We start from the raw sequence: 15,294 nt of genomic DNA, 5'->3' as shown, positions 1-15,294 counted from the left end.
CGGCACCGTAGCGTCCGATTGCCGGGCGTTGACGCGCCTTTCCACGCGCCTAAGCTTAGGTCGCAAAATAAAACGGGAGCAGGATATGCGATTCGCAGGCAAGGTCGCCGTCGTCACCGGCGCAGCATCGGGCATCGGCAAGGCTGCGGTGCTGAAACTCGCCGGCGAGGGCGCGCATGTCTTCGCCGCCGACATCGACGAAAAGGGCGGACAAGCGCTGGCCGAACAGTCGAACGGCAAGATCGATTTCGTCCGCTGCGACGTCACGCAACCCGCGGACATCGAAGCGCTGATGGATGCCGCCGCCGCGAAGGCGGGCGGCATCGACATCGTGTTCAACAACGCCGCCGCGGGCGGCGACCGCGCGCCGATCGACGAGATCACCCCCGAAGGCTGGGACCGCACGATGGACCTGGTGCTGAAATCGGTGGCGATGGGGATTCGCTACGCCAGCCCGCATATGAAGGGCCGCAAGGGCGCGAGCATCGTCAACACCGCCAGCGTCGCGGCGCTCGGCGCGGGCTATTCGCCGACCGCCTATGCCGTGGCGAAGGCGGGCGTACTCCACCTGACCAAGGTCGCGGCGACCGACCTCGCCCGCTATGGCATCCGCGTCAACGCGATCTGTCCGGGCTTCATCAACACCAATATCTTCACCGCATCGCTCGACGTGCCCGACGCGATGAAAGGCGAGGCGAATGCGATCATCGCGGGAATGAGCGCGCAGGCGCAGCCCGTCGCGCGCGGCGGCCAACCCGAGGATATCGCCAACGCCGTCGCCTATCTGGCGAGCGAGGAATCGAGCTTCATGACCGGCACCCATATGCTCGTCGACGGCGGGCTGACCATCGGTCAGCGCCACGCCTGGGACCCCGAAGCGCCCGGGATGTTCGACGCCCTGACAGCGATGGAGGAGGCGGCGAAGGCGGGAGCACCCGCGTGAGCGCAACGGCGAGCGCGCTGCCGCCCTCCGGAAAACTGCCCCTGCCCATCAAGCTCGGCAACGGCTTCGGGTCGATTGCCTATGGCGTGAAGGACAATGGCTTCGCCACCCTCCTCATGCTGCTCTACAATCAGGTCCTCGGACTCGATGCGCGGATCGTCGGGCTGATCTTGCTGCTCGCGCTGTTCATGGATGCGATCATCGACCCGATGGTCGGTTACTGGAGCGACAAGACGCACAGCCGCTGGGGCAAGAGGCACCCGTGGATGTATGCGGCGATCCTGCCGATGGCGTTCGCCTGGATCATGCTGTGGCACCCGCCGTCACTCGATCAGCAATGGCTCTATGGCTATCTGCTGCTTTTCGCCTTCCTGATGCGCGCCGCGGTGTCCTGTTATGAAATCCCCGCGCTGTCGGTCGTCCCGGCGCTGACCAGCGATTATGACGAAAGGACCTCGCTGACGCGCTGGCGCTTCGTCTTCGGCTGGGCCGGCGGGCTCGTCATGTTGACGCTGGCCTTTGGCTTTTTCCTCGTACCCAGCGAAAAATACCCCGTCGGCCAGCTCAATCTCGACGGCTATCAGCTCTATGGCTGGACCGGTGCGGTGTTGATGATCCTTGCGACCAGCGTGTCGGCCTTGACCACCCACCGACGCCTCGCCCACCCCGACGCGGCGCCGCCGACGCACCTGCCGCTGGGACAGACGCTGCGCAAGATCAAGACCATCCTGTCGAACAAGGCTTTCCTTGTGTTGCTTGGCAGCTCGGTCTTCGCCTTCGTCAACCAGGGCCTGACCTTTTCGATCACCGCCTATCTGCTCACTTACTACTGGCTGATGCCGCAGGCGGGCTTCATCGCCTATTCGGCGACCCTGTTCGTCGGCGTGGTCGGCGCCTTCCTCGTCGTCGGGCTGCTCCAGAAACGGATGGAGAAGCGAACCGGCGCGGTGGCGGCGGGGGTGCTCGCGCTGTGTTTCGGGGTTTCCCCCTATCTGCTGCGCTTCATCGGCCTGTTCCCCGACAATGGCGCATCGGCGCTGATCCCGACGCTGTTCGCGCTGATCACCATCTCGAACGCCTTTTCGGTCGCGTCGATGATGCTCGCCCAGTCGATGGCATCGGACATCGTCGAGGCGTCGCAGGAAAAAACAGGTGAGCGGTCCGAAGGCATTTTCTTCTCGGCTTATTTCTTCGTCCAGAAATGCGCGACCGGCATCGGCCTGTTCCTGACCGGGCAGATCATCGGAGCGGCGAATTTTCCGGCCAAGGCGACGCCGGGTCAGGTCGACCAGTCGATCCTCGACAATCTGGCGGTCTATTTCCTGGCCGTTCTTGTCCTCTTCGCCATCGCCAGCATCTGGTTCATCTCGCGATTCCCGATTTCGCGTGCCGACCACGAAGCGCGGGTCGCGGCGATGGCGGAAGCGGCGGAAGCGGCAAGACCACATCCGTAACGGAAAAGTTCGCGAGGCGGCGAAAGGGTGTAATTTTGAGGCCGCAGGGCTTGGCAAGCGGGGCCGAATCGGTCCATGGGCTTACGTAAACGTAAAGGGAAGGATGCGAGCATGGATTTCGATCTCACCGACCGGCAGGTCTATTGGCGCGACCGCGTACGCGACTTCATCGAGCGCAAGGTGCGTCCCGCCGTCCCCACCTATGACAAGCAGGACAAGGAAGGCGACCGCTGGAAAGTCATCCAGGTCGTCGAGGATCTGAAGGCCGAGGCGAAAGAGGCCGGGATCTGGAACCTGTTCATGCCGCCGCGCAGCGCCGCGCACCACCATGTCGACGAAACGATCGAGTTCGAAGGTCCCGGCCTCACCAACCTCGAATATGCGCTGTGCGCCGAGGAAATGGGCCGCGTCGGTTTCGCCAGCGAAGTGTTCAACTGCTCGGCGCCCGACACCGGAAACATGGAGGTGTTCCACCGCTATGGCACCGCGGCGCAGAAGGAAAAATATCTCAAACCGCTGATGAACGGCCAGATCCGTTCGGCCTTCCTGATGACCGAACCGAAAGTGGCGTCCTCCGACGCGACCAACATCGAGACGCGCATCGAGCGCGACGGCGACGATTATGTCATCAACGGCACCAAATGGTGGTCGTCGGGCGCGGGCGATCCGCGTTGCAACATCGCGATCGTGATGGGCAAGACCGACTTCGCCGCCAAGCGCCACGCGCAGCAGTCGATGGTGCTGATGCCGCTCGACGCGCCGGGAGTGAACATTTTGCGTCATCTGCCGGTGTTCGGTTACGACGATGCGCCGCACGGCCATATGGAAATCGAGCTGAAGGACGTCCGGGTCAACGCCGAAGAGGCGATGCTGCTCGGCGAGGGCCGCGGCTTCGAGATCGCGCAAGGCCGCCTCGGGCCGGGCCGTATCCACCATTGCATGCGCACGATCGGCGTCGCCGAGGAGGCGATTGCCAAGATGGCGAAGCGCCTCCAGTCGCGCGTCGCCTTCGGCAAGAAGGTCGCCGAATATAGCATCTGGGAACATCGCCTGGCGCGCGCGCGCATCGACATCGAAATGACGCGGCTGCTCTGCCTCAAGGCCGCCGACATGATGGACAAGGTCGGCAACAAGTCGGCCGCGGCCGAGATCGCGATGATCAAGGTGCAGGCGCCGAACATGGCGCTGAAGATCATCGACGATGCGATCCAGGCGCATGGCGGCGCGGGCGTGTCGGAAGATTTCGGGCTCGCCAAGGCCTATGCGCATCAGCGCACGCTGCGGCTCGCCGACGGTCCCGACGAAGTGCATGAGCGCGCGGTGGCGCGGATCGAATTCGCCAAGCATAGCGAAGCGAGCGAGCCGGGTTTCTCGTCGGGCGACATCGGCGTGTCGCGCTAATTGAAACTCCCCTCCCGCTTGCGGGAGGGGTCGGGGGAGGGCCTGTTGGCGCCCGCCCCACGTGACAAGCCCTCCCCTAGCCCCTCCCGCAAGCGGGAGGGGAACTGAACGGAGATTTGAATGACCAAAGCCGCCATCCTGATCGAACCCGGCAAGCCGCTGCAGATCGAAACCGTCCAGATCGCCGATTGCGGCCCGCACGAGGTCCGCATCCGCACCGCCGCGTGCGGCCTCTGCCATTCGGACCTGCACTTCATCGACGGGGCCTATCCGCATCCCCTTCCGGCCATTCCCGGCCATGAGGCCGCTGGCATCGTCGAGGCGGTCGGCAGCGAAGTGCGCACGGTCAAGGTCGGCGACGCGGTCGTGACTTGCCTGTCGGCCTTTTGCGGCCATTGCGAATTCTGCGTCAGCGGCCGCATGTCCTTGTGCATGGGCGGCGACACCCGCCGCGCGCCCGGTCAGCCGCCGCGCATCACGCGCCCCGACGGCAGCATCGTCAACCAGATGCTCAACCTCAGCGCCTTTGCCGAGACGATGCTGGTCCACGAACATGCCTGTGTACGCATCGACCCCGACATGCCGCTCGACCGCGCCGCGGTGATCGGCTGCGCGGTGACGACCGGTGCGGGAACGATCTTCAACGCGTGCAAGGTGACCCCGGGCGAGACGATCGCGGTCGTCGGATGCGGCGGCGTCGGCCTCGCGACGATCAACGCCGCGAAGATCGCCGGCGCGGGGCGGATCATCGCCGCCGATCCGGTGCCCGAAAAGCGCGCGCTGGCGATCAAGCTCGGCGCCACCGACGTCGTCGACGCACTCGCCGACGATGCCGCGAAGCAAATTCTGGAGCTGACCAAGGGCGGCGTCGACCATGCAATCGAAGCGGTCGGGCGCCCGGCCTCGGCCAGCCTCGCGGTCGCCTCGCTACGCCGCGGCGGCACCGCGACGATCCTCGGCATGATGCCGCTCAGCGAGAAGGTCGGCCTGTCGGCGATGGACCTGCTCAGCGGCAAGAAACTGCAGGGCGCGATCATGGGCGGCAACCGCTTCCCGGTCGATATTCCGCGCCTCGTCGATTTCTACCTGCGCGGACTGCTCGACCTCGACAGCATCGTCGCCGAGACGATCCCGCTCGCGCAGATCAACGAAGGGTTCGACAAGATGAAGAAAGGCGACGCCGCCCGTTCGGTGATCGTATTCGACCAATGACATTGGACGCACAAAAGGCCTTCAGCGGCACCGTCGCGCCCGAGGGCGCCGATATCCTCGACGAGGCGAAGCTGACCGCATGGATGGAGGCGAATGTCGAGGGCTTCGAGGGCCCGCTGACGCAGGGCAAATTTGCCGGCGGCCAGTCGAACCCGACCTACAAGATTTCGGCGCCGTCGGGCAATTATGTCCTCCGCCGCAAGCCCTATGGCCAGCTGCTGCCCTCGGCGCATGCGGTCGACCGCGAATATAAGGTGCAAGCGGGGCTTCATAAGGCCGGTTTCCCCGTCGCGCGCCAATATGGCCTGTGCACCGATGACAGCGTCGTCGGCAGCTGGTTCTATGTCATGGGCATGGTCGATGGCCAGACGATCTGGGACGGCGCGATGCCGGGGTCGACGCCGGAGAATCGCCGCGCCACTTACGAGGCGATGATCGATACGCTCGCCGCGCTGCACAATGTCGATGTGGAGGCGGCGGGGCTGTCGGACTATGGCAAGCCGGGCAATTATTTCGGCCGCCAGGTCGACCGCTGGACCAAGCAGTACCGCCTCTCCGAAACCGAGACGATGGACGAGATGGAGCGGCTGATTGCGTGGCTGCCCGCGACGCTGCCCGAACAGACGCGCACCAGCGTCGTTCATGGCGATTACCGCATCGACAATATGATCTTTGCCAAGGACCGCCCCGAAGTGCTCGCGGTGCTCGATTGGGAGCTGTCGACGCTGGGCGATCCGCTCGCCGATTTCACCTATGTCGCGATGGCGTGGGTCACCGAAAATGGCGGCCGGTCGGGGGTCGAGGATCTCGACCGCGTGGGCCTGGGCATTCCCGAACTGGGCGAAATGGTCACCCGTTATTGCGCCGCGACGGGCCGCGACGGGGTGCCCGACATGAACTGGTATTTCGCCTATAATTTCTTCCGCCTCGCGGGCATCATCCAAGGCATCAAGAAGCGCGTGATCGACGGCACCGCCTCGTCGCAGCATGCGCGCGACATGTCCGAGCGTGTCCGCCCGCTCGCCGAAAGGGCCTGGGATTTCGCAAAGAAGGCGGGCGCATGAACCTGTTCGACATGACCGGCGAGGTCGCGCTGATCACCGGATCGTCGCGCGGCATCGGCAAGGCCATCGCCGAGGCGATGGCCTTCCACGGCGCCAAGGTCGTGATTTCGAGCCGCAAGCAGGACGCGTGCGACGCGGTCGCGGCCGAACTCAACGCGCAATATGGCGAAGGCACCGCGATCGCGATCGCCGCCAATATCTCGTCGAAGGACGGGCTGCAGAATCTGGCCGACGAGACCGTCGCGGCCTTCGGCCCGGTCACCGCGCTCGTCTGCAACGCCGCGTCGAACCCCTATTACGGGCCGTCGGCGGGAATCAGCGACGACCAGTTCCGCAAGATCATGGAAAACAACATCCTGTCGAACCATTGGCTGGCGCATATGTGTGCGCCCGCGATGCTGGCGGCGGGCAAGGGGTCGATCACGATCATCAGCTCGATCGGCGGCCTCAAAGGCTCGTCGATCCTCGGCGCCTATGCGATTTCGAAAGCCGCCGACATGCAGATGGCGCGCAATTTGGCCGACGAATTCGGGCCGCAGGGCGTGCGCGTCAATTGCATCGCGCCGGGGCTGATCAAGACCGATTTCGCCCGCGCTTTGTGGGAAAATCCCGAGAATCTGGAAGTTTCGACGCGGCGATCGTCGCTGCGCCGGATCGGCGAGCCCGAGGAAATCGCCGGGGCGGCGGTGTTCCTCGCCAGCCGTGCCGGCGGCTTCACCACCGGCCAGACGATCGTCATCGACGGCGGCAACACTTCGAGCGGAGGATAAGATGGGCGCATTGGACGGCAAGATCGCGATCATCACCGGCGCCGGTTCGGGTATCGGACGCGCGAGCGCGCTGCGCTTCGCCGCCGAGGGCGCGAAGCTGGTGCTCGGCGACAAGACCGCAGCGGTGCATGATACGGCGCAGTTGGTGAAGGACGCGGGCGGCGAGGTCGTCGCGCTCGAAATCGACGCGGGCGTCGAGGCCGATGTCGAAAAGCTGGTCGCGACCGCGAAGGACAGCTTCGGCGGACTCGACGTGGCCTTCGCCAACGCCGGTATCATCGGCGACATGGGCGGTATTTTCGATTTCGATCCGGCCGCCTGGGCCGAGACGCTGCGCGTCAACCTGATCGGCCCGGCGTTGATGGTGAAGCATGCCGGCAAGGCGATGGTCGACCAGGGCCGCGGCGGCGCGATCGTCCTGACCGCGAGCGTCGCGGGGATCAATTCGGGCGCCGGCCCCGGCGCCTATTCGGCGTCGAAGGCGGGGGTGATCAACCTCGCCAAGACCGCCGCGCAACAGCTGACCACCAGCGGCGTGCGCGTCAACGCGATCTGCCCCGGGCTGACCGAGACGGGGATGACCAAGCCGACTTTCGACTATGCCAAGGCCAAGGAGGTCACCCACAAGCTGGGCCAGCTCAATCCGCTGAAGCGCGCGGCGCAGCCCGAGGAACTCGCCAATGTCGCGCTCTTCCTCGCCAGCGACCAGGCGAGCTATGTCAACGGACAGGCGATCGCGGTCGATGGCGGGCTGACCAGCTCGCACCCGGTGACGCGCCAGCTTCTGGGCCAGACCTCGCACTAAGGAATTTGGACGCATGAAATATCGCGAGCTCGGCGACAGCGGCATCCGCGTTTCGACGATCTGCCTCGGCAGCTGGCTCACTTACGGGGTCGGGGTCGACGACAGCGCCGGGCGCGCCTGCGTCGAGGCGGCGTTGGATGTGGGCATCAACTTCATCGACACCGCCAACGTCTATGGCCGGGGCGCCGCCGAGGAGTTTCTGGGGGAAGCGCTGAAGGGGCATGCGCGCGATTCCTATGTCCTCGCGACCAAGGCCTTTTTTCCGATGTCGGACAGCGACAAGGGACTGAGCCGGGCGCAGATCGAAAAGCAGATCGATGCCAGCCTGGCGCGGCTGAAAACCGACTATGTCGATCTCTATCAATGCCATCGCTACGATCCCGACACCCCGCTCGAGGAAACGATGGAAGCGTTGAGCGCGGTCGTGACGAGCGGCAAGGCGCGCGCGATCGGCTTTTCCGAATGGTCGCCCGAGAATATCGAGGCGGCGCTGGCGCTCGCGCCTCGCCATGTCAAATTCGTGTCGAGCCAGCCGCAATACAGCCTGCTCTATCGCCGTGCCGAGGCGAAGGTGATCCCGATCAGCATCGCGAATGGCATCGGGCAGATCGTCTGGTCGCCGCTCGCGATGGGGGTGCTCAGCGGCAAATATGCCCCCGGCGCCGAAATCCCCGCCGGCAGCCGCGCATCGGGCGAGGATGCCCATTTCATGGGCCGCTACCTGACCGACCCGGTGCTCGAAGCGGTGCAAAGGCTGAATCCGCTCGCCGACAAGGCGGGTTGCACCATGGCGCAGCTCGCCATCGCCTGGGTGCTCGCGCAGCCGGGCATCACCAGCGCGATTGTCGGCGCAAGCCGACCCGAACAGTTGCGCGAGACCGCCGCCGCGGCCGATCTGACGATCGATCATGCGCTGCTCGCCGAGGCCGCCGCCATCCTCGAAGGAGTTCGCATTTCGTGAGTGGGTCCAAGAATCCGGGTTTCGATGCCGCGCGGCTCGACCGCATCCCTGCCTTCCTCAAGGCCAAATATGTCGACACCGGCCGCCTGCCGCATGCGGCGACCTTGGTGTCGCGGCGCGGCGAGATCGTGCATCAGTCGCTCGTCGGCGAGGGCCGGCCCGGCGAGGCGCTCAAGGACGATGCGATCTTCCGCATCGCGAGCATGACCAAGCCGATCACCAGCATCGCCTTCATGATGCTGGTCGAGGAGGGCAAGGTCGCGCTTTCCGATCCGCTCACCAAATTTTGCCCCGAGTTCAAGGACACCGGCGTCTTTGTCGCGGGCGGCGGCAATGTGCCCTTCCTGACCCGCGCACCGTCGCAGCCGATCCGCATGGTCGACCTGCTGCGCCACACCGCCGGGCTGACTTACGGGTTTCAGGAGCGCACCCCCGTAGATGCCGCGTACCGCAAGGCGCGAATCGACGATTTCGACGCCGATTATACGATGGACAGCTTCATCGCGGGGCTCGCGAAAATCCCGCTGCAGTTCGACCCCGGCGCGCACTGGAACTATTCGATGGCGACCGACGTGCTCGGCGCGGTGGTCGAACGCATCGAGGGCAAGCCGTTCGCGCAGGTGCTGCAAGAGCGCATCTTCGGCCCGCTCGCCATGGTCGACACCGGCTTCAAGGTCCCCGCCGACCAGCAGCACCGGTTGACCGACTGCTATATGTTCGACCCGCAGGCGAAGATGAAAGCGTTCGACAGCGGCGACAAGAGCCGCTGGGCGAAGGACCGCAGCTTCCATTCGGGCGGCGGCGGACTGGTCTCGACGCTCGCCGACTATCATCGCTTCTGCCTGATGCTGCTCGGCGGCGGGGCGCTCGACGGCGTGCGGATCATCAGCCGTAAGACGCTGGCGCTGATGACCGCGAACCATCTCGTCGGCGGCGGCGACCTCGTCCAGCATAGCGTCGGCATCTTTTCGGAGGCCGAAAATGCCGGGGTCGGCTTCGGGCTCGGCTTCGCGGTGACCGAGCAGCCGGCGCAGACACTGACCCCCGGGTCGGTCGGCGACTATTATTGGGGCGGCATGTTCTCGACCGGCTTCTTCGTCGATCCGGTCGAAGAAATCGCGATGGTCTTCATGACCCAGCTCATGCCCTCTTCCACCTATCCCGTGCGGCGCGAGGTCAAGACCTTGATCCACGCCGCGCTCAACGACTGATCCCCATTCAAGGAGCCTGAAATGTCCGAAGAAACCCCGAACAGCGTCACGCTGGAGAAAGACGGCAATGTCGCCGTCGTCATCGTCAACAACCCGCCGGTTAACGCGCTGAGCTGGCACGTCCGCGAGGGCCTTGCCAATCACTTCGCGACCGCGCTCGCCGACGACAGCGTCGAGGCGATCGTGCTGCGCTGCGACGGCAGCACCTTCATCGCCGGCGCCGACATCAGCGAATTCGGCAAGGCGCCGCGCGGCCCCGATTTCAACGCGGTGCTCAACAGCATCGAACAGGCGACCAAGCCGGTCGTCGCCGCGATTCACGGGACCGCGCTCGGCGGCGGGCTCGAGACCGCGCTCGTCTGCCATTACCGCGTCGCGGTTCCCTCAGCGAAGCTGGGCGTGCCCGAGGTCAAGCTCGGCCTGCTGCCCGGTGCCGGCGGCACCCAGCGCCTGCCGCGCGTCGTCGGCGTCGAAGCCGCCGCGACGATGGTGTCGTCCGGCGATCCGCTGCCTGCCGCCAAGGCGAAGGAACTCGGCCTCGTCGACGCGCTCGCGGGCGAGGACAGCCTCGCCGCCGACGCGATCGCCTTTGCGCGTACCAAGATCGCCGACGGCCCGCGCCCGACGCGCGAACGCGCCGTGTTCGGCGACGTCGCGATCATCGAACAGCTCAAGACCGCCAATGCCAAAAAGTGGCGCGGGTTCGACGCGCCTTATGCGAACCTCGCCTGTGTGGAGGCCGCGACGCGGCTGCCGTTCGACGAGGGCCTCGCGTTCGAGCGCCAGGAATTCACCAAGCTGATGTTCGGCAGCCAGTCGGCGGCGCAGCGCCACATTTTCTTCGCCGAACGCCAGGCCGCGAAGATCGACGGGCTGCCCAAGGACACCGCGCTGCGCGACATCAAGAAGGTCGGCGTGATCGGCGCCGGCACGATGGGCGGCGGCATCAGCATGAACTTCCTCCAGAAGGGCATCCCGGTCACCATCGTCGAGATGCAGCAGGAAGCGCTCGACCGCGGCACCGGGGTGATCCGCAAAAATTATGAGGCGTCGGCGGCGAAGGGCCGCTTCAAGCCCGAACAGGTCGAGCAAATGATGGGCATCCTGACCCCGACGCTCAACCTCGACGATCTGGCCGATTGCGACCTGATCATCGAGGCGGTCTATGAGAATATGGACGTGAAGAAGGAAATCTTCGCCAAGCTCGATACGATCGCCAAGCCCGGCGCGATCCTCGCGTCGAACACCAGCTACCTCGACATCGACGAGATCGCGACCGCGACCAGCCGTCCCGGCGACGTGCTCGGCATGCATTTCTTCTCGCCCGCGAATGTCATGAAGCTGCTCGAAGTGGTGCGCGGCGACAAGACCGCGCCCGACGCGCTGGCGACGGCGATGGCGATCGGCAAGAAGATCGGCAAGGTCGCGGTGGTCGCGGGGGTGTGCGACGGCTTCATCGGCAACCGCATGCTCAAGCCGCGCCAGGTCGAAGCGATGAACCTGCTGATGGAAGGCGCGACGCCGCAGCAGATCGACAAGGTCCATGTCGATTTCGGCATGCCGATGGGCCCGTTCCAGATGAGCGACCTCGCCGGGGTCGACATCGGCTGGCACCGCGACCCGACGCGCATCGAAAGCATCCGCGACGCGCTCGCCGCCAAGGGCCGCTGGGGGCAGAAGACCGGCAAGGGCTTCTACGACTATGACGAGAAGCGCAACCCGACCCCGAGCGCCGAAGTCGCCGAGATCATCGAGGATTTCCGCCAGCAGTCGAACAAGGCGAAGCGCGAGATCAGCGACCAGGAAATCATCGAGCGCACGCTGTACCCGATGGTCAACGAAGGCGCGCTGATCCTCGCCGAAGGCAAGGCGCAGCGCGCGTCGGACATCGATGTCGTGTGGATCTATGGCTATGGCTGGCCGGTCTATCGCGGCGGCCCGATGTTCTGGGCGGGGCTGGAAGGCACCGACAAGATCGTCGCGGCGCTTGAGAAGCATGGCTTCGCGGTCGCCCCGCTGCTCAAGGAAAAGGCCGAGGCGAAGAGCGGCTTCTAAAAGGCCCCTTCACTCACGAAAGGCAGGCCGTCTGTCCCACCGCGGGGCAGACGGCCTTTCTTTTGCCTGGGAGCCGCCGCAGGCATGAGCGAAGACTTGCGATTCAGGGTTAAAGCGCTGGCAAGACCTGCCGTTAGGGCAGAGCATGAATGCCATGTCGCTGCTCGCTATCCTGCTGCTCACCGGAAGCACGGCCGCCTCGGCGCCGGTCGCGACGCCGCAAGCGAGCGCGGTCGGCATCGCGCGGGCGCGAATCATCGCGCCGGCGGAAGTGCGGCGGGTCGATGGGCGGCTGGAAGTCCGCACCGGCGACCGCAAGGCACCGACGCAGGTGCACCGCGGCGAACGGAAGGACGGCGGCGAGACGGCAGATTTTTACTAGCAGCCGTCACCCCAACCTCCCGTTTGTGTCGAGCGAAGTCGAGACACGCCAGCACCGCGCCAGACGCATCTCGACTTCGCTCGATGCAAACGGAGTTGGGTTTGGATTGGCTGGGTTAGAGCGTCTGGATGATCGCCGAAAAGTCGCGGCCGTCCCTGTCGGCCGCAACGAACGCCTCATACAAATCGCGTGCGTGGCTGCTGATCGGGACCGTCGCACCCACACTTTCTGCCGCCTCCATCGCGAGGCGCAAGTCCTTGAGCATCAGCGCCGCGGCGAAGCCGCCGGCATAGCCATTGTCGGCAGGGGTCACCGGGCCGACGCCGGGAAGCGGTGCGTAGCTGGTCAGCGACCAGCACTGCCCCGACGACACGCTGGCGATGTCGAAGAATTTCTGCGGATCGAGTCCGAGCTTCTGCGCGAGCGCAAGCGTTTCGCACGTCGCGATCATCGAGGCGCCGAGCAGCATGTTGTTGCAGATCTTCGCCCCCTGCCCCGCGCCCGCGTCGCCGGCATGGATCACCGCCTTGCCCATCCTGGCAAGGATCGGTTCGGCGCGCGCGAAGCCCTCGCCGGTGCCGCCGACCATGAAGGTCAACGTCCCGGCATTGGCGGCCGCGATGCCGCCCGACACTGGCGCGTCGACCGCAACGAGGCCCTTGGCGGTGGCGGCTTCGATGTTCGAGCGCGCGGTCGCGACGTCGATCGTCGAGCAGTCGAGCAGCAAGGTCCCCGGCGCGGCATTGGGGAAGACGTCGCCTTCGTAGACGCTCGCGACATGCTTGCCGGCGGGGAGCATGGTGACGACGGCTTCGGCACCGGTCACCGCTTCGGCGGCCGATGCGGCGCGGGTGCAGCCCGCCTCGACCGCGCGCGCGAGCGCTTCTTCGCTGAGGTCGAAGGCGCGGACCTCATGGCCCGCCTTGGCGAGGTTCGCGGCCATGCCGCCGCCCATATTGCCGAGTCCGATAAAGGCGATTTTCATATCTGCTCCCCTCCCGCTTGCGGGAGGGGCCGGGGGAGGGCCTGTCCCGAATATTGCACTGTCGGAGAGCCAACAGGCCCTCCCCTAACCCCTCCCGCAAGCGGGAGGGGGACTTGGGCTACCGCCCCTTCCACACGCCTTCGCGCTTCTCGATGAAGGCGGCCATGCCTTCGGCCTTATCCTCGGTCGCGGCGAGGATCTGGAACAGGCGGCGTTCGTAGATCAGCCCCTGGTCGAGCGTGGTTTCATAGGCGGCGTTGACCATGTCCTTGTTCACCATCGCGGCCATCGGCGGCATGCTTGCGATCGCGGTGGCGGTCTTGAGGGCTTCCTCGAGCAGGTTTTCATGGCTCACGACGCGCGCGACGAGGCCCGAACGCTCGGCCTCGGCGCCGTCCATCATCCGGCCGGTGAGGCACATTTCCATCGCCTTCGCCTTGCCGACGGCGCGGGTCAGCCGCTGCGACCCGCCCATGCCGGGGGCGACGCCGAGCTTGATTTCGGGCTGGCCGAATTTCGCTTTCTCGCTGGCGATGATGAAGTCGGCCATCATCGCAAGTTCGCAGCCGCCACCGAGCGCGAAACCGTTGACCGCGGCGATCCACGGCTTGCGGACCTTCTTCACGAAGTCGCTCGTCCATTTCGAGAAGAAATCTTCGAGGTAGAAATCGGCGGCGGGCTTGTCGGCCATTTCCTTGATGTCGGCGCCTGCGGCGAAGGCCTTGTCGCCCGATCCGGTGAGGACCGCGCAGCGCTGGCTGTCGTCGGCTTCGAACGCCGCAAAGGCCGCGATCAGGTCGTCGAGCACGCCCGAGTTCAGCGCGTTCAGCGCCTGCGGACGGTTCAGCGTGACGAGCGTCACCGCGCCCTTTTGTTCGACGAGGATGGTTTCGTAGGTCATAGCGGTTTCCATTCTTCCTGTTCGGGGAGCGGCGCGAAGATCGCGGCGATCAGGTCGTCGTCCACGCCTTCGGCCGTCGCGGGATCCCATTGCGGCTTGTTGTCCTTTTCGACGATCACCGCGCGCACGCCCTCGGCGAAGTCGGGGCGGGTCAGGACGCGGCTGCCGATACGATATTCCATCGCCATGTTGGCGGCGAAATCGGGCAAATCGAGACTGTCTGCCAGCTGGCGCAGCGCGACCTTGCATGTCTGCGGGCTTTTGGTGCGCAGCGCCGCGAGTTCCTTCGCCGCCCATTCGCCCGGATCGGCTTCGAGCGCGGCGAGGATATCCTCCAGGCGGTCGGAGGCGAACAGGCGGTTGATGTCGGCGATATGCGCGACGATTTTCGCCTCTGGCGGGGTCGTCGACAATTCGCCGAGGATGCCACCGATGCGGTCGGGGTGCTCGGCTATGCGCGCCTTGGCCTCGGCGAGCTTGTCCGCCGGGAGATAATGGGTCGCGAGGCCGAGCGCGAGGCATTCGGCGCCGTCGAGCCGCGCGCCGGTGAGCGCGAGGAAGGGACCGACGCGCCCTTCGAGCCGCGAGAGATACCAGCCGCCGCCGACGTCGGGGAACAGGCCGATCCCCGTTTCGGGCATGGCGAGCCGGGTATTCTCGGTTGCGACGCGATATTTGGCGGGCAGCGAAATGCCGACCCCGCCGCCCATGGTGATGCCATCCATGAAGACGACCACGGGCTTGGCATAGGTGAAGAGCAGGTGGTTGAGCTGGTACTCGTCGTGGAAGAAGCGGCGGCCCGAGGCGCCGTCGTCGGTGAGCGCCGAATTGCGCAGGAAGGCGATGTCGCCCCCGGCGCAGAAGCCGCGGCCCTCGCTGTGATCGATCAGCACCGCCTGCACGTCGGCATCGTCTTTCCATGCGACGAGCGCGTCGGTCATGGCGTGGACCATGTCGAGATTGAGCGCGTGGATCGCCTTGGGGCGGTTGAGCGACAGCCGGCCCGCGCCGCCTTCGGTCGAGATGAGAATATCTTCGGTCATTCACCCTCACAAACCTTCTCCCATTGGGAGAAGGATATCGAAGCCTTGCCGCTGAAAGCGGTTAGGCGGAGTTGGACGAGGGGTTACGCCCTGTCGATGGCGCACCG

Annotated in this window: 14 protein-coding genes; 11 read left to right on the top strand and 3 right to left on the bottom strand. The window is 65.5% G+C overall.

Annotated elements, in window-relative coordinates; all coding sequences use genetic code 11:
• The first annotated feature begins 85 nt into the window (after positions 1-85).
• The 11 genes from EEB18_RS11215 to EEB18_RS11165 all read left to right on the top strand — a co-directional run bounded on the left by EEB18_RS11215 (position 86) and on the right by EEB18_RS11165 (position 12,258).
• Entirely contained in the window at positions 86-943 is an 858-nt protein-coding gene (locus EEB18_RS11215) for an SDR family NAD(P)-dependent oxidoreductase (RefSeq protein ID WP_187139196.1), read from the top strand.
• The gene (locus EEB18_RS11210; RefSeq protein ID WP_056342232.1) at positions 940-2,397 is read left to right on the top strand and encodes an MFS transporter; all 1,458 of its coding nucleotides are present in this window, start codon (positions 940-942) and stop codon (positions 2,395-2,397) included. The genes EEB18_RS11215 and EEB18_RS11210 overlap by 4 nt, the downstream gene beginning before the upstream one ends.
• A gap of 111 nt (positions 2,398-2,508) precedes the next feature.
• The gene (locus tag EEB18_RS11205) at positions 2,509-3,798 is read left to right on the top strand and encodes an acyl-CoA dehydrogenase family protein (RefSeq protein WP_187139197.1); all 1,290 of its coding nucleotides are present in this window, start codon (positions 2,509-2,511) and stop codon (positions 3,796-3,798) included.
• Positions 3,799-3,918: 120 nt separating this feature from the next.
• Positions 3,919-5,010 carry a Zn-dependent alcohol dehydrogenase gene (locus tag EEB18_RS11200; protein ID WP_187139198.1) on the top strand — a complete coding sequence of 364 codons (1,092 nt, stop codon included), beginning with the start codon at positions 3,919-3,921 and terminating at the stop codon, positions 5,008-5,010.
• Positions 5,007-6,074 (top strand): phosphotransferase family protein, encoded by a 1,068-nt coding sequence (locus tag EEB18_RS11195; protein WP_056342223.1) that lies wholly within the window; start codon positions 5,007-5,009, stop codon positions 6,072-6,074. The genes EEB18_RS11200 and EEB18_RS11195 overlap by 4 nt, the downstream gene beginning before the upstream one ends.
• Entirely contained in the window at positions 6,071-6,844 is a 774-nt protein-coding gene (locus tag EEB18_RS11190; protein WP_056342220.1) for an SDR family NAD(P)-dependent oxidoreductase, read from the top strand. Before EEB18_RS11195 ends, EEB18_RS11190 begins: the two co-directional genes overlap by 4 nt.
• Before the next feature lies 1 nt (position 6,845).
• Complete coding sequence (locus EEB18_RS11185; protein ID WP_056342217.1) at positions 6,846-7,649, top strand: SDR family NAD(P)-dependent oxidoreductase; 804 nt, start codon at positions 6,846-6,848, stop codon at positions 7,647-7,649.
• A 13-nt stretch (positions 7,650-7,662) separates the two neighbouring features.
• Entirely contained in the window at positions 7,663-8,610 is a 948-nt protein-coding gene (locus tag EEB18_RS11180) for an aldo/keto reductase family protein (RefSeq protein ID WP_187139199.1), read from the top strand.
• Positions 8,607-9,821 (top strand): serine hydrolase domain-containing protein, encoded by a 1,215-nt coding sequence (locus EEB18_RS11175; RefSeq protein WP_187139200.1) that lies wholly within the window; start codon positions 8,607-8,609, stop codon positions 9,819-9,821. Before EEB18_RS11180 ends, EEB18_RS11175 begins: the two co-directional genes overlap by 4 nt.
• A 21-nt stretch (positions 9,822-9,842) precedes the next feature.
• Positions 9,843-11,876, top strand: a complete 2,034-nt coding sequence (locus EEB18_RS11170) for a 3-hydroxyacyl-CoA dehydrogenase NAD-binding domain-containing protein (RefSeq protein ID WP_187139201.1) — start codon at positions 9,843-9,845, stop codon at positions 11,874-11,876.
• A gap of 154 nt (positions 11,877-12,030) precedes the next feature.
• Positions 12,031-12,258: a hypothetical protein gene (locus EEB18_RS11165; RefSeq protein ID WP_235535528.1), complete on the top strand. Its 228-nt coding sequence runs from the start codon at positions 12,031-12,033 to the stop codon at positions 12,256-12,258.
• Positions 12,259-12,373: 115 nt separating this feature from the next.
• Here the strand turns inward: EEB18_RS11165 and mmsB are convergent, their stop codons facing one another.
• From mmsB to EEB18_RS11150, 3 genes are all read right to left on the bottom strand, one after another.
• Entirely contained in the window at positions 12,374-13,243 is an 870-nt protein-coding gene (mmsB, locus tag EEB18_RS11160) for a 3-hydroxyisobutyrate dehydrogenase (RefSeq protein ID WP_187139202.1), read from the bottom strand.
• A gap of 118 nt (positions 13,244-13,361) precedes the next feature.
• Positions 13,362-14,144, bottom strand: a complete 783-nt coding sequence (locus EEB18_RS11155; protein ID WP_056342200.1) for an enoyl-CoA hydratase-related protein — start codon at positions 14,142-14,144, stop codon at positions 13,362-13,364.
• Positions 14,141-15,187: an enoyl-CoA hydratase/isomerase family protein gene (locus EEB18_RS11150; RefSeq protein ID WP_187139203.1), complete on the bottom strand. Its 1,047-nt coding sequence runs from the start codon at positions 15,185-15,187 to the stop codon at positions 14,141-14,143. The genes EEB18_RS11155 and EEB18_RS11150 overlap by 4 nt, the downstream gene beginning before the upstream one ends.
• Positions 15,188-15,294 lie beyond the last annotated feature (107 nt).

The organism is Sphingopyxis sp. OPL5 (assembly GCF_003797775.2).
Lineage (GTDB): Bacteria > Pseudomonadota > Alphaproteobacteria > Sphingomonadales > Sphingomonadaceae > Sphingopyxis.
The sequence above is the reverse complement of the archived record's forward strand: the minus strand, read 5'-3'. Positions and strand labels throughout refer to the sequence as shown.